This window comes from Roseicyclus salinarum, assembly GCF_029624655.1.
GTDB classification, from domain to species: domain Bacteria; phylum Pseudomonadota; class Alphaproteobacteria; order Rhodobacterales; family Rhodobacteraceae; genus Roseibacterium; species Roseibacterium salinarum.
This window is the reverse complement of record NZ_JARRSA010000002.1, coordinates 48,527-64,635: the sequence shown is the minus strand read 5'-3', so window position 1 is coordinate 64,635 and position 16,109 is coordinate 48,527. Positions and strand designations below refer to the sequence as shown.

Genomic DNA, 16,109 nt, shown 5'->3' with positions numbered 1-16,109 from the left:
CTCACGATGTCACCCTGTGTTCCGGCCTGCCCTTCGCCTTCACCCGGACCGACAGCGTCATGCCGGACTGCGGCGCGCGGTCCATCGCCTCGCCGGGCAGGCCCTGCCGCGCGGAGGTGATGTGGATCGTCGAGAGGTCCGGCCCTCCGAAGGCCGGGCATGTCGGCTGCGGTACGCTCAGCGGGATTTCGTCCACAAGGGCGCCGTCCGGGCCGTAGCAGGCCACGCGCGAGCCGCCCCACTCGGCGCACCAGAAGCGGCCGTCCGCGTCCACCACCGCGCCGTCGGCGGCGATCCCGGTCTCGCGATGGTCGAGCCAGACCTCCCAGTCGCCCTCGGGCCAGCCCTCGCCGTCGAGGGCGATCCGCCACACGAGATGGGCGGCGGTGTCCGCGAAATAGGCCGTGCGCCCATCCGGTGCGAAGCAGGTGGCGTTGGGGATCGTGATGCCGTCGCGAAGCTGGACGACCTCGCCCCGGAAGAAGCGGTAGAGGGCGCCGGCGCCCGCCTCGGCGTTCTTGCCCATGGTGCCGATCCAGAAGCCGCCGAACGGGTCGGCGCGGCCGTCGTTGGACCGGGTTGCGGCGTTGCCCGCCTCGAGCGGAACGACATGCCGTTCCCCGCCGGTCGAGACGTCGAAGCGGAAAAGGTCCGTCTCGCTCGCCACGAGGAGGGTATCGGCGTCGATCCAGCCGGCGGCGCTGACGTGACGGTCGAAGCGCCACTCCAGTGGCCCGTCCTGCGTGCGCGTCATCAGGCGCCTGCCCATGATGTCGAACCAGAACAGCTGACGCCGCACGGGGTGCCACAGAGGCCCCTCGCCGAGGATGCAGGCCCGGTCGTCGAAGACCTCCACGTTCATACGGCGCGGCCCTTCGTGACGTCGTCATAGGCCGCCACGATGCGGCGCGCGCGCGCCGAGACGTCCTCGACCGTCATGCCGGGCTTGTAGAGCGCCGTTCCGATGCCGAATCCGTCCGCCCCGGCGGCAAGCCACTGGGCGAAGTTTTCGGGGCCCGCCCCGCCGACGGCGAAGACGCGGGCGTCCTTCGGAAGGACCGCGCGCATGGCCTTCAGGCCCTCGACGCCGATCTGCGCCGCGGGAAACAGCTTGAGCCCGTCCGCCCCCATCTTGAGCGCGGCGAAGGCCTCGGACGGGGTGAACACGCCCGGCCAGCTCTGCAGGAGAAGGCGCTTGGCCTCGACCACCACGTCGGGGTCGAAGTTCGGCGAGACGATCAGCCTGCCTCCGGCATCGGCCACTTCGCGCACCTCGTCCGCGGCCGTCACCGTGCCGGCGCCGACAAGGGCGTGCTCGCCGAATTCATGCGCCATGGTCGCGATGCTCTCGAGCGGCGCGGGCGAGTTCAGCGGCACCTCGATCCGATCGATGCCCGCGGCGATCAGCGCCTCTGCCACGGGCCGCGCCTCGGGCGGCGTCAAGCCGCGCAGAATGGCGATGATGGGACGGCTCATGACGTCGTCTCCCGCTGGATTTCCCATGTCTTCGCAAGGCCGAGCCGGGTGAGCGGATCGGCGTCGAGCGTGCGCACCGCGACGCCCTGCGCCGACAGCGCGGCGGCATAGAGGGCCGACAGCGCCGGGGCGCCCGCCACCACCACCTCCTGACCCAGCCAGTAGGCCCGCGCGCCCGCAAGCTCGGCCCCGATCAGCAGGCCCGAAAGCCGTGCGCGTGCCGCCTCGGGGCCAAGGCCCGTCAGCACGGTCTCGGCACGGATCGAGAAAAGCCGCTGCGCCAGCCGTTCGGGGCGCGACAGCGTGTCGGCGACCGCCTCGGCGAAGGCCTCGGGGTCGGTTTCGACAGCGCGGACCGAGTGGCGCAGCACCGAGCGTTCGGACAGAAGCTCGAAAAGCTCTCCGGTCATGAAGGACTGGAAGCTGACGACCTCCTCCGCGCTCAGGTGCACCCATTTCGTGTGCGTGCCGGGAAGGCACAGGATGCCGTCGAACCCCGGCGACTGCGCGAGGAAGCCCGCGATCTGCGTCTCCTCCCCGCGCATGACGTCGGACGGGCTCGACTGGCTGAGGCCCGGCAGGATCGATACGCGGATGCGCGTGTCGCGCGTTTCGACCGGCACGGGCGCCAGCTCGCCAGGCTTGGCGGGCACCGAGACGTAGGGCGCCTCGGTCCAGCCCTGCCGCGACCCCGCCATGCCGCAGACAAGCACCGGGACCGTCCGCGAGCCCAGCCACGGCTCCACGAGGCGCAACAGCGCGGGCTCGAATTCCGCCCGCGTCAGGACACCCATCCCGTCGTCCGAGCGCGCCTCGGCCTTGTGGGTTCCGTCCTCCGCCATCGCCCACGCACGCAGATGGGTCGTGCCCCAGTCCACGGCGATCCAGTCGGCATATGCCCGCGACGCGCTCATCCCGTCACGACCACGCCGCCGTCGATCACGAGGGCCTGCCCGGTCATCATCCGGCTGGCCCCCGAGGCGAGAAAGAGGGTTCCGCCCGTGATGTCCTGCGGCTTCAGATGCTCCTTGAGGCACATCCGCTTCATGTGCTCCTCGAGGTCGTCGGGGCTGGCCCACATCTCCAGCTGCTTCTCGGTCAGCACCCAGCCCGGCATCAGCGCGTTGACGCGGATGCGGTCGGGGCCGAATTCACGCGCGAGGCTGCGGGTCATCGCCGTGATCCCGCCATTCGCGCTGGTGTAGGCCGGGTAGCCCGCGTTGCCCATCATGTAGGACACCGACGAGAAGTTCACGATCGACCCGCCGCCCGCCTCGCGCATTCCCGCGATAACGGCCTGGCAGGCGAAGAAATAGGCCTTGAGGTTGATCGCCTGCGACCAGTCCCAGAATTCCTCGGTGACGTCCTCGGTCTTGTGCCGCTTGTCGTTGGCGGCGTTGTTGACGAGGACGGTGACAGGGCCGTGCGCCTTCGCCGCCTGTCCGATCGCGTCCTGAAGCGCGGGGATGTCGGTGATGTCGCAAGGCAGGAACAGGGGCCGCGTGCCGGTCTTCCCGGCCATCTCCTCGACGAAGGCGGAGGCGTCCGAGCGCTGGACGAAGGCCACCTTCGCGCCCTGGCGCAGGAACGCCTCCGTCAGCACGGCGCCGATGCCCGAGCCGCCGCCCGTGATGAAGACGGACTGACCTGCGAGATCGGGAAAGATCGGATCGTCGGTCATGCAGCCCTCCTTGGGCGCGCGAAGTCGGGGATCATGTCGCCATGCGCGGCCAGAAGGTCCGTCACGAGGCTTCGGATCTGGCGAAGGTCGAGCTCGGCGGCGGTGTGCGGATCCATGTATGCGGCGTGATAGACGTGCTCGACGTTCTGCTCGACGAGTGCTCGCACGACCAACTCCTGCACATTGATCTGGGTCCGCATCAGCGCGACGAGCTGCGGCGGGATGTCGGTGACGGTCGTGGGCTGCACGCCGTTGCCGTCCACCAGCGCGGGCGTCTCGACCGCGGCGCCGCGGGGAAGCTGCGGGATCTGCCCCCGGTTCGGCAGGTTCGCGTAGGCGACATAGGGCTTGTCGGTGACGATGGCGTTCATCATCTCCGCGGCGAATTCGTGCGACTTCCCGACGTCGATGCCCGCGGCCTCCTGAAGCGACGCGGCCTGCGCCGCCCATTCGGCCATCTGGATCTCGCAGCGCGCCGGGTATTCGTCGAGGGGGATGCCCATGTCGGCGATCAGGTCCTCGCGCCCGTCCTTGATGAACCACGGGACGTATTCCGCGAGATGCTCGGAGCTTTCGGTGCAGAAGTGGCCCAGATGCTCCATCACCTCGTAGCGCACCTTGTTGGTGCAATGCGGGCGCTGGATCGGGGTCTTGGGCAGGCGGCCGCTGCGGTATCCCTCGCGCAGGGCGGGATAGAGGTCACGCCCATTGTGCTCAAGCCGCAGAAAGAAGGCGACGTGGTTCACGCCCGCCACGCGGTAGCGGATCTCGTGCGCCGGAATGTCGAGGTCGTGGCCCATCTCCTCGACGGTGTTCTGCACGGAATGGCAAAGGCCCGCCTGCTTCAGCCGCGGAAACCGCTCGGCGAGCGCCCACGTGTTGATGGCCATCGGGTTGACGTATTGCAGGAGCGTCGCATCGGGGCAGAGCCGTGCCATGTCCTCGGCCACGCCCCAGAGATGCGGCACGGTGCGCAGGCCGCGCATGATCCCGCCCACGCCCAGCGTGTCGGCGATGGTCTGGCGCAGGCCGTACCGCCTGGGGATGTCGAAGTCGATCACGGTCGAGGGACGGTAGCCGCCGATCTGGAACGCCGTGACGACGAAATCCGCGCCGTCCAGCGCGCGGGCCCTGTCGGTCGTGGCCTCGACCGTGGCGCCGGTGCCCATCGTGGCGATCATCTTCTCGGCCACCATCCGGCTTTCCCCGAGGCGCGCGGGATCGATGTCCATCAACGCGATCTTCGCGTCCCTGAGCGCCTCGAAGTGCAGCATGTCGCCCACGATGTTCTTCATGAAGATCGTCGAGCCCGCGCCGATAAAGGCGAGTTTGGTCATTTCACGGCTCCAAGCGTCAGGCCGGCGATGAAGTGGCGCTGCATGAGGAAGAACATCGCGACGGGCGGGATCGCCGCGACGATGCTGCCGGCGCTCATCAGGTGATACTGCGCCACGAACTGGCTGTTGAACGAGGTGATGCCGGCCGTCACGGGCTGCGCGTTCGGGCCCTGCGTCAGCACCAGCGCCCAGAAGTAGTCGTTCCAGATAAAGGTGAAGATCAGCACGCTGAGCGCGGCGATCGCCGGGCGCATGAGCGGCAGGACGACGAACCAGAAGATGCGCCATTCGGCCACGCCCTCCACGCGCGCGGCCTCGATCAGCTCGTAGGGCAGCGCGCGGATGAAGTTGCGCATGAAGAGCGTGCAGAACCCCGTCTGGAAGGCGATGTGAAAGAGCACGAGGCCGAGCTTCGTGTCATAGAGGCCGATATCCACCGTCAGGTCGCGCACCGGCACCATCAGGATCTGGAACGGAACGAAGTTGCCCGCGATGAACATGAAGAAGATCAGAAGGTTGCCGCGGAACCGGTAGACGCCCAGCGCGAAGCCCGTCATGCACGACAGCGCCACGGCACCGACCACGGTGGGCACGGTGATCAGGACCGAGTTCCACAGGTAGCGCGGCATGTCGCTTTCGAAGAACACGCGGCCGTAGTTCGAGAACAGCTCGAAGCTCGACGGAAGGCCCCAGTAGTTCCCGGCGCTGAAATCCTCGAACGGGCGGATCGAGAACAGCATGACGGCGATCAGCGGCAGAAGCCACATGACCAGCGCCAGCGGCAGGAGCGCCTGGTAGGTGATCTGCGCCGCGCGCGAGCGTTGCTGGATCGGCTGCGGGAACATCAGAGCGCCTCCCGGACGGATTTCTTCGATCGCGCGTCGAACTCGCCCCGCGTCATCGCCGCGCCTCCTGCTCGTCGCGCCACATCTGCCACAGGAAGTAGGCGATGAAGACCAGCATGATGAAGAACAGCACCACCGCGATGGCAGAGCCATAGCCCATTCGGAAACCGAATTCCGACAGCGCGCGCTCGAACATGTAGAAGCTGAGCACGCGGGTGGAGCCGAACGGCCCGCCGTTCGTCATGACCGAGATCAGGTCGAACGAGCGCAGCGCGCCGATGATCGTGACGACGAAGGCGATGAAGGTCGCGGGCTTCAGCTGCGGCAGAATCACGAACCAGAGCATCTTCCAGCCCTTCGCCCCATCGAGGCGCCCTGCCTCCACCTGTTCGGGGTCAACGGCGTTCAGGCCCGTAAGATAGAGGATCATGCAATAGGCCGTCTGCGGCCACAGGCCGGCGGCGATGATGCCGTAGGTGGCCAGGTCGGGATCGCCGAGAATGTTCACGGGCTCGAGCCCGAGAGATGCCAGCACCCCGTTCAGCAGCCCCACGCGCGGCAGGTAGAACCACGAGAACACCAGGCCCACGACGACCTGGCTCAGCACGAAGGGAAAGAAGAACATCGACTTGTAGAGCCGGATGCCCGTCACGGTCTGGTTCAGGAACAGCGCGATGGCGAGCCCCAACGGAATGGCCAGCAGATAGAGCACCAGCCAGCGCACGTTGTTCCACAGGGAAATCTCGAAATTGCGGTCGGTCAGAAGCTCTTCGTAGTTGGCCAGTCCGATGTAGGTGGCCTCGCCCAGCCCGTCCCAGCGGAACAGCGAGATCTGGAAGGACTGGAAGATCGGGCTGATGACGTAGACGAGGAAGAACAGCATCCCCGGCAGGAGGAAAAGGATGGGCGTCAGCGTCATCCGGTTGCGCTGAACCCATGTCGGCCCCGAGGCCGTGTCTTGCGTGGCGATCGCCATGGTCGTGCCCCTCCGGCGCTTCCGTTCCGCGGATGCGGTGTCCCGCCCGGACAGGGACGTCCGGGCGGGCGATGGCTGGTGCGGTTACTGGTAGATCCGCTGACGCGCGGCCTCGAGACGCTCGAGGATGTCGTCGAGGTTGTCGGGGAACACCATGAACTCCTGCAGGCCTTCCATGCCGATGGCCGCCATCTCTGCCGGGAAGTCGCGGTCGAAGAACTGTGCGATGCCGCCGGTGGCGTTCTCGCTCAGCATCTCGAAGCCCTGCTGGATGAACTCGTCATCCGCCACCGAGGCATTGGCGTTCACGGGCAGCTGGCCCAGACCGTCAGGCCCGTTGATCCGCGTCTGGACCTCGGCAGAGGTCACGAAGTCGAGGAAGGCGCGCGCCGCCTCGACGTTCTGCGCGCCGGAGGCGACGTGGAACGTGTCGGTCGGCGCGTCCTCGCCCATCGCGACGTCGGGGTTGATCGCCGGGAACTGGTAGAAGTCCAGCTGTTCATCCGTCAGCCCGCCGTTGCGCAGCTGGTCCACGGCGAAGTTGCCCATCAGGTAATGGGTCGCCTCGCCGTTGATCATGAAGGGAAGCGCCTCCTGCCAGCTGTAGGTCTGGTGGTCGTCGATGAAGGCGCCCATGTCGATCAGCTGACGCCAGTTGGCGAAGGTCTCGCGCACGCGCTCGTCGGTCCACGGAACCTCGCCGCGGGCGAGCTGCATGTGGAAGTCGAAGCCGTTGGTGCGCATGTTGAGATAGTCGAACCAGCCGCCGGCGGTCCACAGGAAGCGCGTGCCGATCGTGTAGCACTTGCGGCCCGAATCGAGGATCGCCTGGCAGTTGGCGACCTCTTCCTCCCAGGTGGCGGGCTCCGAAAGGCCGAGCTCGTCGAAGATGTCCTCGCGGTAGTACATGCCCCACTGGTAGTAGGTGTAGGGAACGCCCCACTGGCGGCCATCCTGGGTCATCGCGCCGCGGACGGATTCGAGCCCGTCGTAATCGCCCGCTTCCCACCAGTCGGTGATGTCCATGAACAGCCCGGCGTCGACGTAAGGCTCCATCCGGTTGGCGGCATACCAGTTGATCACGTCCGGCGGGTTCGCGCTCAGCGCGTTGCGGATCTGGGTCTTCCACGCCTCGCGGTCCACGATCGTCAGCTCGACCTCGAGGCCGGGATGCTCGGTCGCGAAATCGGCCGCGAGGCCTTCCATCACGGCGCGCGGGCCGGGGTTGGACATGTCCGAAATGATGCGCAGCGTGCCCGAAAGCTCCTGCGCGGACACGGCGCCCGCCAGCATGGTGCTGGCGGCCAGCGCTGCGGCGCCGGTTTTCAAAATGGATCGCATGGTTTCCTCCCTGGTGATCCGGTCTGGTGCAGTCTTGCGTTCCGTAGTTTCATTATTTGAAACTTGGTTTCTTATATTGAAATCCTAGCGCGAGTCAGCCTAGCCTTGTCAACAGCAATTCCGATGCGGGAGGCGTCGCGCGATGGCGGCGGAAGAGAGACAGGGAGGCGACGGCACGGTGGGCAAGGCGCTTGCGGTGCTGGACGAGGTGGCGGCGCGTGGCCGGCCCGTGCGGTTCTCCGAACTCATGGCCACCAGCCCGTTTCCCAAGGCCACGCTCTACCGTTTCGTTCAGGTCCTCACCAAGCAGGGGATGCTCAGCTACGACCCCGAGCGGCAGACCTACGCCCCCGGCCTCAGGCTGGTGCGGCTGGCCCATGCGGCATGGCAGACCTCGTCGCTTGCGCCGATCGCCCGTCCTCATCTCGACCGGCTGAGCCGGGCAACGGGCGAGACCGTGCACCTTGCCCAGCTCGATTCGGGACAGGTCCTCTATGTCGAGAAGCGCAACGCGGCCGAGCCGGTGGCGATGTATTCGCAGGCCGGCAAGGTCGGTCCCGCCTACTGCACCGGCGTCGGCAAGGCGATGATGGCCTGGCTGCCCGAGGCCGAGCTGGCGCCGGTCCTGCAACGGCAGGCGTGGCACCGCTTCACCGACAACACCATCACGAGCGCCGAGGCGATGCGCGCGGAACTCGCCGCGATCCGCGCGCGCGGTCACGCCTTCGACGACGAGGAGCACGAGCCCGGCATCATCTGCATCGCCGTGCCGATCCTCGCGCGATCGGGCCGCGTGCTGGGCGCGCTGTCGGTCACGTCGACGACGGCGCGCACGGACCTTGACGGGCTCACGCGGCATCTGCCGGAAATCGGGCGCGCCGCCGACGCCATAGCCGGGGAGGCGCAGGACTGGCGCTTTCCCGACGAGGCCGCGGAATAACGGCGCCGAGGGGACAAACGAGAGGGAGGGGCCCGGAATGTCGGGACTGCAACTGCAGAACGTGATCAAGCGCTACGGCGCGACGCAGGTGATCCATGGCGTCGACCTGACCATCAAGGACGGCGAGTTCTGCGTCTTCGTCGGCCCGTCCGGTTGCGGGAAATCCACGCTGCTGAGGATGGTCGCAGGCCTGGAGGAGACCACGGAGGGCGCCATCTCGATCGGCGCGCGCGACGTCACGCGGCTCGACCCGGCCGAGCGTGGCGTGGCCATGGTGTTCCAGTCCTACGCGCTTTACCCGCACATGAGCGTGGCCGAGAACATGGGGTTCGGCCTGAAGATGACGGGCCACCCGAAGGCCGAGATCGACGCCAAGGTGGCCGAGGCGAGCCGCGTCCTGAAGCTTGACGATTACCTCAAGCGCAAGCCCAAGGCCCTGTCGGGCGGACAGCGGCAGCGGGTGGCGATCGGGCGGGCCATCGTGCGCGGGCCGGAGGTGTTCCTGTTCGACGAGCCGCTGTCGAACCTCGACGCGGAGCTGCGCGTCGAGATGCGGGTGGAGATCTCGCGCCTGCACCAGGAGATCGGCGCGACGATGATCTACGTCACCCACGACCAGGTCGAGGCGATGACGCTCGCGGACAAGATCGTGGTGCTGCGCGCGGGCCGGATCGAACAGGTCGGCCGGCCGCTGGACCTCTACAACGATCCCGACAACCGGTTCGTGGCGGGCTTCATCGGCAGCCCCGCGATGAACTTCTTCGAAGGCACGAGCGCGGGCGGGACGGTTTCGGCGCCCGGCCTCGGCGGGACGGCGCTGCGCGCGCCGGAAAGCCTGCCCGGCGACGGCCCAGTCACGGTCGGCGTGCGGCCGAACCGGCTGGGCCTGACGGAGGGCGACAGCCACATGGTGGAACTTTCCGAGCACCTCGGCGGGGTGAGCTACCATTACCTGACCGGGCCCGACGGCACCCGCCTGATCGTCGAGGCGCACGACCAGCACACCCCGCGCCCGGGAAGCCGAACGGGCCTTGCGGTGACGGAGGACGCGGCGCTGTTCTTCGACGCGGCGACCGGGCTGCGCCTTCGCTGAGGGCGGGAAGCGGGAGCCGTGGCATCGAGCCACGTCCCCCGCTGCGCCGTCGGCGTGCGTATTTCGAGAAAGATGAAGGGGAGGCGCGGGGCCCCGCCTCAGCCCGGATCGGCGAGGTCGCTCAGGATCGGGCAGTCCGGGCGCCTGTCTCCCGCACAGCGCCGGACGAGATCGGAGAGCGTGGCGCGCATCGCGGCCAGTTCGGCCATCTTCGCATCGATTTCGGCAAGGTGCCTTTCGGCGACGGCCTTGACGTCCTGCGACGCGCGTTCGCGGTCCTCCCAGAGGGCCAGGAGCGTCCGGCAATCCTCGATCGAGAAGCCGAGCGAGCGCGCGCGCCCGAGGAAGGCGAGCTTGTGCAGGTGCTGCCCGTCGAAGCGCCTGTAGCCGTTGGCGTCGCGATCGGGCCGGACAAGGCCGATCTCCTCGTAGTAGCGGATCGTCTTGGCCGGAAGGCCGGTGCGTTCGGAGACCTCGCCGATGTTCATGCCGCCCTCATCCGCTTGAGCCGAAGCGCGTTGGCGACCACGAGGACGGAGCTTGCCGCCATCGCGCCCGCCGCGAGCATGGGGTTGAGGAAGGGCCCGCCCGCGAGCGCGAGGACGCCCGCCGCGACGGGGATCAGGGCGACGTTGTAGCCGAAGGCCCAGACGAGGTTCTGCGCGATGTTGCGCAGGGTGCGGCGGCTGACCTCGTGGGCGGTCACGACCGCGGAGGGCGCGCCCGACACGAGGACCACGTCCGCCGCCTCGATCGCGACATCGGTGCCGGAGCCGAGCGCGATGCCCACGTCGGCCGCCGCGAGGATGGGCGCGTCGTTGATGCCGTCGCCGACGAAGGCGACCTTCAGGCCCTCGTCGCGCCAGGCGTCGAGCGTCGCGCGCTTGTCCCCGGGCGACAGGGCGTGGCGCGCCTCGGTCACGCCGAGAGTCTCGGCGGCGGCCCGGACCGGCCCCTCGCCGTCGCCCGAGAGGATCGCCACGGCGATGCCGCGCCGCATCAGGCCGGCCACCGCGCGCGCGGCGTCCGGCTTGAGCGGATCGGACAGCGCGATTCGGCCCAGGTAACGCCCGCCGCGCGCGACGTGGACGTTCGTCTCGGGGCCCGGCGGCGGCGCGGGAACCCTGACGCCCGCCGCCTCGAGATGCGCGGCGCTGCCCACGAGGAGCGGCGAACCGGCGAGGCTGGCGGAGATGCCGGACCCCGTCACGCTCTGGAAGCCGTCGGCGTGCGGGACGTCGAGGTCCCGGGCCTCGGCCTCCTCGACGATCGCGCGCGCGAGCGGGTGCTCGGAGGCGCGCTCGCCGGCGGCGGCGAGGGCGAGAAGCTCGGCCTCGGCGATGGCGACGGGGTGCAGGCCCGTCACGGCGGGACGCCCCTCGGTCAGGGTTCCGGTCTTGTCGAAGGCCACGAGGTCGACGCGCGACAGCGTCTGGAGCGCGTCGCCCTGCCGGAAGAGGACGCCGAGGCGCGCCGCCCTGCCTGTCCCCGCAAGGATCGAGACCGGGGTGGCGAGGCCCATCGCGCAGGGGCAGGCGATGATGAGGACGGAGACCGTCACGACGAGCGCTTGCGACGGGTCGGGGCCGAAGGCCAGCCAGAGCCCGCCCGCGACCAGCGCGATGGCCAGCACCACCGGCACGAAGACGGCGGTGACGCGGTCGATGAGGGACTGCACCGGCAGACGGGTCGCCTGCGCGTCCTCGACCATTGCGACGATGCGCGACAGGACGGTGTCCGAGCCGACCGCCGTCGCGCGGTAGACCAGCGCGCCGGTTCCGTTCACGGTGCCCGCCGTCACCGGATCGCCTTCGCCCTTGCCGACCGGCAGGGGCTCGCCTGTCAGCATGGCCTCGTCGACATGGCTGCGGCCATCCTCGACCACGCCGTCGACGGCGACGCGCCCGCCCGGACGCAGCCGCAGAAGGTCGCCGGGACGGATGCGCTCGAGCGGCACGTCCTCTTCGGTGCCGTCCGCGCGGAGACGTGTCGCGGTGTCGGGCCGCAGCGCCATGAGCCCCGCGATCGCCGCGCCGGCCTGTCCGCGCGCGCGGGCCTCGAGCCAGCGGCCGAGAAGGATCAGGGTGACGATGACGGCGGCGGCCTCGAAGTAGACGTGACGACCGCTCTGGGGCACGAGGTCGGGCGCGAAGGTGACGACCGTGGACCACGCCCAGGCCGCGCCCGCGCCCAGCACCACGAGGCTGTTCATCTCGGGCGCGCGGCGCAGGAGCGCGGGCACGCCGAGGCGGAAGAACACCGCGCCGGGGCCCGCCAGCACGGCCGTGGTCAACACGAACTGCGCGATCCGCAGGGGCGTCTGGCCAAAGGTCATGGTCAGCCAGTGGTGAAGCGCGGGCACGATATGGCCGCCCATCTCGGCGACGAAGACCGGAAGCGTCAGGAGCGCGGAGATGACGAAGGCGCGGCGGTAGGGCGCGGCCTCGTCGCGCTCGGCCGGCGCGGTGGCGGACGCGGCCTCGGGCGTGTCGTCGAGGGGGCGCACGGGGTAGCCGGCGGCCTCCATGTGGGACTGCAGCGCGTCCATTTCGAAGGGGCCGCCCGTGCGGATCTCGGCGCGGCGCGTCGCGAGGTTCACGGTCGCCTCCTCGACGCCGGGGGCATTCAGAAGCGCCTTCTCGGCCCGCGCGACGCAGCTTCCGCAGCTCAGGTTGGCGACCTCAAGCCGGATCGGCCGCGCGGGCGCATGCGGCGTGGCGGGGTAGCCCGCCTTCTCCATGGCGGGGCCGACCGCGCCCGGATCGAAGCCGGGACCGGGCAGGATGTCGGCGCGGCGGGTCGCGAAGTTCACGCGCGCCTCGGCGACGCCCGGAATGGCGGACAGGGCGGTCCGCGCGCGCGCGGCGCAGCCACCGCAGCTGAGATTGGCGATGTCGTAACGCAGTCGGTGCTGCTGGAGCGTGTCGGGCATCTGGGTCGGGTCCTTTGGGTGCCGACCGCACATAGGCCTTCCAGTCACTGGAAGGTCAAGAGGCCCCGCCACCTTTTCCGGGCGACGGGCCGCCCGCCGGTGCCACGAGGCGGTTTGAGCCTGTCAAAGAAGGGATTTCAAGTAGTCGCCATAGCCGTTCTTGGTGAACATTTCGATCCGCGCGCGGAGCTGGTCGCCGTCGATCCAGCCCTGCGCGAAGGCGATCTCGTCGGGGGAGCCGGTCTGCAGGCCCTGCCGCTCGGTCAGCGTGCGCACGAAGTTTCCGGCGTCGAGCAGGCTGCCGTGCGTGCCCGTGTCGAGCCATGCGTAACCGCGGCCCATGCGTTGCACGTCGAGCGATCCGTCGTGGAGGTAGCTTTCCAGAAGCGACGTGATCTCCAGTTCGCCGCGGGCCGAGGGCGTCACCTGCGCGGCACGGTCGGGCGCGGTGCCATCGAGATAGTAGAGCCCCGTCACGGCGTAGGGCGAGGGCGGGATGTCCGGTTTCTCGACAATCGCGCGCACCTCGCCGTTCGGTCCGAAGTCCACCACGCCGTAGCGCTCGGGATCGGCGACGTGATAGCCGAAGACGGTGCCCGCGGCGTCGGAGGCGTCGGCGGCCGCCAGCATCTCGGGCAGACCGTGGCCGAAGAATATGTTGTCGCCCAGAACCATCGCCGAGGGCGCGCCGGCGAGGAAGTCGCGCGCGAGGATGTAGGCCTGCGCCAGCCCGTCGGGCGAGGGTTGTTCGATGTAGGTGAACGAGAGGCCCCACTGGCTGCCGTCGCCCAGCGTGCGGATGAACTGCGCCTGGTCCTCGGGCGTGGTGATGATCGCGATCTCGCGGATGCCGCCAAGCATCAGGACGCTGATCGGATAGTAGATCATCGGCTTGTCGTAGATCGGCAGAAGCTGCTTCGAGACGCCGAGCGTGATCGGATAGAGCCGCGTGCCGGAGCCGCCGGCCAGGATGATGCCCTTGCGCTGCGTCATGCGAGATCGCCTTTCGCCTTGAGGTCGGTGAGGATCGCCGCGAGGCCCTCGCGCCAGTCGGGGCGGGCGATGCCGAAGGCGGCTTCGGTCGCGCTGCAGTCGAGCCGCGAGTTCAGCGGCCGCCGCGCAGGCGTCGGATAGTCCGTCGAGGGGATCTCCTCGACGCCGACCTCCAGGCCGGCCGCCTCGAAGATGGCCCTCGCGAAACCCGCCCAGGACGTGTCGGGCGCGCCGGCGAAGTGGTAGGTGCCGGATTTCGCGGGATCGGCAGAAAGCGCCCCGGCGATCTTCAGGCAGGCCGCCGCGATGTCGGCCGCGGGCGTCGGCCCGCCGATCTGGTCGCTCACCACGCGCAGGTGGCCGCGCTGGGGCCCGACCCTGAGCATGGTTTTCACGAAGTTCGCTCCATGCGCCGAGACGACCCAGCTTGTTCTCAGGATCGCGTGGGGCCCGCCCGCCGCACGCACCCCCTCCTCGCCCGCGAGCTTGGAGCGCCCGTAGGCGCCGAGCGGCCCGGTGGGTTCGTCCGGGCGGCGCGGCGAGGCACCCTCGCCGTCGAAGACATAGTCGGTCGAGATGTGGACGAGCGGCACGCCCAGCTCCGCGCAGGCACGCGCCATGGCGGCGGGTGCGGCGCCGTTGATGATCGTCGCCAGCGTCTCGTCCTCCTCGGCGCCGTCGACCGCAGTGTAGGCGGCGGCGTTGATGACGGCGTCGGGGGCGTGCTCGCGGATCGCCGCGGCGCAGTCCTCGGGCTTGCCGAGATCGGCGGCCCCGCGCCCGAGCGCGATCACATCGGCGGCGCGCGCGAGTTCCGTCGCGACCTGGCCGGTCCGGCCGAAGACGAGCACGCGCATGGCCCTACCCCGCCTTTCCCAGACGTTGCCCCACGCCCTCGCGCGCCTGAAGCGCGCGCCACCAGTCCTCGTTCGCGAGATACCAGTCGACGGTGCGCGCGAGCCCCTCCTCCACGGTGACGGACGGGCTCCAGCCCAGCTCGTCGCGGATGCGCCTTGCGTCGATCGCGTAGCGCAGGTCGTGGCCGGGGCGGTCCTCGACGAAGGTGATCAGCCGGTCATGCGGCGCCGCGTCCGGCCGCCGCTTGTCGAGCAGCGCGCAGATCGTGCGCACGAGGTCGATGTTCCGCCGCTCGTTGTTGCCGCCGATGTTGTAGCTGCGGCCTACCACGCCCGTCTCCACCGCAAGCAGAAGCGCGTCGGCGTGATCCTCGACAAAGAGCCAGTCGCGCACGTTAAGCCCCTGCCCGTAGACCGGGATCGGCCGCCCTGCGAGCGCGTTCAGGATGACCACCGGGATCAGCTTCTCGGGGAAGTGGAAGGGGCCGTAATTGTTGGAGCAGTTTGTAAGGATCACCGGCAGGCCGTAGGTCTCGTGCCAGGCGCGCACGAGGTGGTCCGAGGCGGCCTTCGACGCCGAATAGGGCGAGTTCGGCGCATAGGGCGTCTCTTCGGTGAAGAGGCCGGTTTCGCCGAGGGTTCCGTAGACCTCGTCGGTCGAGATGTGGTGGAAGCGGAACGCCGAGGGTCTGCCAGCCTGGGTCCACCACGCCCGCGCGGCCTCCAGAAGCGTATAGGTCCCGGTCACGTTCGTCTCGATGAACGTGCCCGGCCCGTCGATCGAGCGGTCCACATGGCTTTCGGCGGCGAGGTGCATGATCGCGTCCGGGCGGTGTTCCGCAAGGATGCGGTCCATCGCGGCGCGGTCGCGGATATCGGCGTGCTCGAAGGCGTAGAGCGGGCTGTCGGCGACCTCGGCCACGTTGTCGAGGCAGGCGGCATAGGTCAGCGCGTCGACGTTGACCACGGTATGCCCACGCGACACCGCCAGCCGCACCACAGCCGAGCCGATGAAGCCCGCGCCGCCCGTCACCACAAGCTTCACGTTGCGCCCTCCGCGTAGGTGAACGGGCTTTCGAACCCGGCGAAGCGGCCCGCGGCGGCGTCCTTGCCCGACAGGATCGGCGCAAGGCCGCCGAGGCCCCAGTCGATGCCGATGTCAGGGTCGTCGAACCGCAGCGCGCCCTCGGTCTCTGGGGCGTAATGGTCCGAGCACTTGTAGACGATCTCGGTGTCGGGGACGCGCGTGGCGAAGCCATGCGCAAAGCCCTCGGGGATCAGAAGCTGCCTGCCGTTCTCGAAGCTGAGCTCGATGCCGAACCAGCGTCCCCAGGTCGGCGAGCCCCGGCGGATGTCCACCGCCACGTCGAACAGCACCCCGCGCCCGCACCGCACGAGCTTGGCCTGCGCGTGCGGCGGCGCCTGGAAGTGGAGGCCGCGCACCGTTCCGGGCTGCGCCGAAAGCGAATGGTTGTCCTGAACGAAATCGATGTCGATCCCGTGTTCCGCCAGCCGCGCGCGGTTCCACGTCTCACCAAAAAAGCCGCGGTCGTCGCCGAAGCGCGCGGGCGTCAGCACGAGAAGGCCCGGAATGCCGGTCTGGTCGACATGCATTGGTTGAAACCTGCGGTCTTCGTG

16 protein-coding genes are annotated in these 16,109 nt (G+C 69.1%); 2 read left to right on the top strand and 14 right to left on the bottom strand.

All coding sequences use genetic code 11. The annotated features are described in order from the left end of the window. Position 1: 1 nt before the first annotated feature. From P6F26_RS01795 to P6F26_RS01760, 8 genes are all read right to left on the bottom strand, one after another. On the bottom strand, positions 2–862 hold the full coding sequence (locus tag P6F26_RS01795) for an SMP-30/gluconolactonase/LRE family protein (RefSeq protein WP_278026927.1): 861 nt from the start codon (positions 860–862) through the stop codon (positions 2–4). After that, positions 859–1,476 carry a 2-dehydro-3-deoxy-6-phosphogalactonate aldolase gene (locus P6F26_RS01790; RefSeq protein ID WP_278026926.1) on the bottom strand — a complete coding sequence of 206 codons (618 nt, stop codon included), beginning with the start codon at positions 1,474–1,476 and terminating at the stop codon, positions 859–861. The genes P6F26_RS01795 and P6F26_RS01790 overlap by 4 nt, the downstream gene beginning before the upstream one ends. Next, entirely contained in the window at positions 1,473–2,390 is a 918-nt protein-coding gene (locus P6F26_RS01785) for a 2-dehydro-3-deoxygalactonokinase (protein ID WP_278026925.1), read from the bottom strand. Before P6F26_RS01785 ends, P6F26_RS01790 begins: the two co-directional genes overlap by 4 nt. Then, the gene (locus tag P6F26_RS01780) at positions 2,387–3,157 is read right to left on the bottom strand and encodes an SDR family NAD(P)-dependent oxidoreductase (protein WP_278026924.1); all 771 of its coding nucleotides are present in this window, start codon (positions 3,155–3,157) and stop codon (positions 2,387–2,389) included. The genes P6F26_RS01785 and P6F26_RS01780 overlap by 4 nt, the downstream gene beginning before the upstream one ends. Further along, positions 3,154–4,494 (bottom strand): alpha-glucosidase/alpha-galactosidase, encoded by a 1,341-nt coding sequence (gene melA, locus P6F26_RS01775; protein WP_278026923.1) that lies wholly within the window; start codon positions 4,492–4,494, stop codon positions 3,154–3,156. The genes P6F26_RS01780 and melA overlap by 4 nt, the downstream gene beginning before the upstream one ends. Further along, positions 4,491–5,339: a carbohydrate ABC transporter permease gene (locus tag P6F26_RS01770; RefSeq protein ID WP_278026922.1), complete on the bottom strand. Its 849-nt coding sequence runs from the start codon at positions 5,337–5,339 to the stop codon at positions 4,491–4,493. The genes melA and P6F26_RS01770 overlap by 4 nt, the downstream gene beginning before the upstream one ends. A gap of 52 nt (positions 5,340–5,391) precedes the next feature. Further along, the gene (locus P6F26_RS01765) at positions 5,392–6,258 is read right to left on the bottom strand and encodes a carbohydrate ABC transporter permease (protein WP_430736713.1); all 867 of its coding nucleotides are present in this window, start codon (positions 6,256–6,258) and stop codon (positions 5,392–5,394) included. A gap of 141 nt (positions 6,259–6,399) precedes the next feature. After that, the gene (locus P6F26_RS01760; RefSeq protein ID WP_278026920.1) at positions 6,400–7,656 is read right to left on the bottom strand and encodes an ABC transporter substrate-binding protein; all 1,257 of its coding nucleotides are present in this window, start codon (positions 7,654–7,656) and stop codon (positions 6,400–6,402) included. A gap of 142 nt (positions 7,657–7,798) precedes the next feature. On the opposite strand from P6F26_RS01760, the gene P6F26_RS01755 reads away from it, so the two are divergent. Together P6F26_RS01755 and P6F26_RS01750 are read left to right on the top strand one after the other, a co-directional pair. Continuing rightward, positions 7,799–8,596, top strand: a complete 798-nt coding sequence (locus P6F26_RS01755; RefSeq protein WP_278026919.1) for an IclR family transcriptional regulator — start codon at positions 7,799–7,801, stop codon at positions 8,594–8,596. A 37-nt stretch (positions 8,597–8,633) separates the two neighbouring features. Further along, the gene (locus tag P6F26_RS01750; protein ID WP_278026918.1) at positions 8,634–9,689 is read left to right on the top strand and encodes an ABC transporter ATP-binding protein; all 1,056 of its coding nucleotides are present in this window, start codon (positions 8,634–8,636) and stop codon (positions 9,687–9,689) included. Positions 9,690–9,787: 98 nt separating this feature from the next. Here P6F26_RS01750 and cueR read toward each other — a convergent pair whose 3' ends face one another. From cueR to rfbC, 6 genes are all read right to left on the bottom strand, one after another. Next, on the bottom strand, positions 9,788–10,177 hold the full coding sequence (gene cueR / locus P6F26_RS01745; protein WP_278026917.1) for a Cu(I)-responsive transcriptional regulator: 390 nt from the start codon (positions 10,175–10,177) through the stop codon (positions 9,788–9,790). Further along, on the bottom strand, positions 10,174–12,621 hold the full coding sequence (locus P6F26_RS01740) for a heavy metal translocating P-type ATPase (protein ID WP_278026916.1): 2,448 nt from the start codon (positions 12,619–12,621) through the stop codon (positions 10,174–10,176). Before P6F26_RS01740 ends, cueR begins: the two co-directional genes overlap by 4 nt. Positions 12,622–12,744: 123 nt before the next feature. Continuing rightward, positions 12,745–13,614, bottom strand: a complete 870-nt coding sequence (gene rfbA / locus P6F26_RS01735; protein ID WP_278026915.1) for a glucose-1-phosphate thymidylyltransferase RfbA — start codon at positions 13,612–13,614, stop codon at positions 12,745–12,747. Further along, on the bottom strand, positions 13,611–14,471 hold the full coding sequence (rfbD, locus tag P6F26_RS01730; protein ID WP_278026914.1) for a dTDP-4-dehydrorhamnose reductase: 861 nt from the start codon (positions 14,469–14,471) through the stop codon (positions 13,611–13,613). The genes rfbA and rfbD overlap by 4 nt, the downstream gene beginning before the upstream one ends. A 4-nt stretch (positions 14,472–14,475) precedes the next feature. Next, positions 14,476–15,516, bottom strand: a complete 1,041-nt coding sequence (rfbB, locus tag P6F26_RS01725; protein WP_278026913.1) for a dTDP-glucose 4,6-dehydratase — start codon at positions 15,514–15,516, stop codon at positions 14,476–14,478. Beyond that, positions 15,513–16,085, bottom strand: coding sequence for a dTDP-4-dehydrorhamnose 3,5-epimerase (rfbC, locus tag P6F26_RS01720; RefSeq protein WP_278026912.1), 573 nt, complete (start codon positions 16,083–16,085; stop codon positions 15,513–15,515). The genes rfbB and rfbC overlap by 4 nt, the downstream gene beginning before the upstream one ends. Between the last annotated feature and the right edge of the window lie 24 nt (positions 16,086–16,109).

Coding starts and splice junctions, on each gene's coding strand:
- P6F26_RS01760 (WP_278026920.1), bottom strand. CDS start 7,656: ATGCGATCCATTTTGAAAACCGGCGCCGCAGCGCTGGCCGCCAGCACC.
- P6F26_RS01785 (WP_278026925.1), bottom strand. CDS start 2,390: ATGAGCGCGTCGCGGGCATATGCCGACTGGATCGCCGTGGACTGGGGC.
- P6F26_RS01765 (WP_430736713.1), bottom strand. CDS start 6,258: ATGACGCTGACGCCCATCCTTTTCCTCCTGCCGGGGATGCTGTTCTTC.
- P6F26_RS01750 (WP_278026918.1), top strand. CDS start 8,634: ATGTCGGGACTGCAACTGCAGAACGTGATCAAGCGCTACGGCGCGACG.
- P6F26_RS01770 (WP_278026922.1), bottom strand. CDS start 5,339: ATGTTCCCGCAGCCGATCCAGCAACGCTCGCGCGCGGCGCAGATCACC.
- P6F26_RS01795 (WP_278026927.1), bottom strand. CDS start 862: ATGAACGTGGAGGTCTTCGACGACCGGGCCTGCATCCTCGGCGAGGGG.
- cueR (WP_278026917.1), bottom strand. CDS start 10,177: ATGAACATCGGCGAGGTCTCCGAACGCACCGGCCTTCCGGCCAAGACG.
- P6F26_RS01780 (WP_278026924.1), bottom strand. CDS start 3,157: ATGACCGACGATCCGATCTTTCCCGATCTCGCAGGTCAGTCCGTCTTC.
- rfbC (WP_278026912.1), bottom strand. CDS start 16,085: ATGCATGTCGACCAGACCGGCATTCCGGGCCTTCTCGTGCTGACGCCC.
- melA (WP_278026923.1), bottom strand. CDS start 4,494: ATGACCAAACTCGCCTTTATCGGCGCGGGCTCGACGATCTTCATGAAG.
- rfbA (WP_278026915.1), bottom strand. CDS start 13,614: ATGACGCAGCGCAAGGGCATCATCCTGGCCGGCGGCTCCGGCACGCGG.
- P6F26_RS01755 (WP_278026919.1), top strand. CDS start 7,799: ATGGCGGCGGAAGAGAGACAGGGAGGCGACGGCACGGTGGGCAAGGCG.
- P6F26_RS01740 (WP_278026916.1), bottom strand. CDS start 12,621: ATGCCCGACACGCTCCAGCAGCACCGACTGCGTTACGACATCGCCAAT.
- P6F26_RS01790 (WP_278026926.1), bottom strand. CDS start 1,476: ATGAGCCGTCCCATCATCGCCATTCTGCGCGGCTTGACGCCGCCCGAG.
- rfbD (WP_278026914.1), bottom strand. CDS start 14,471: ATGCGCGTGCTCGTCTTCGGCCGGACCGGCCAGGTCGCGACGGAACTC.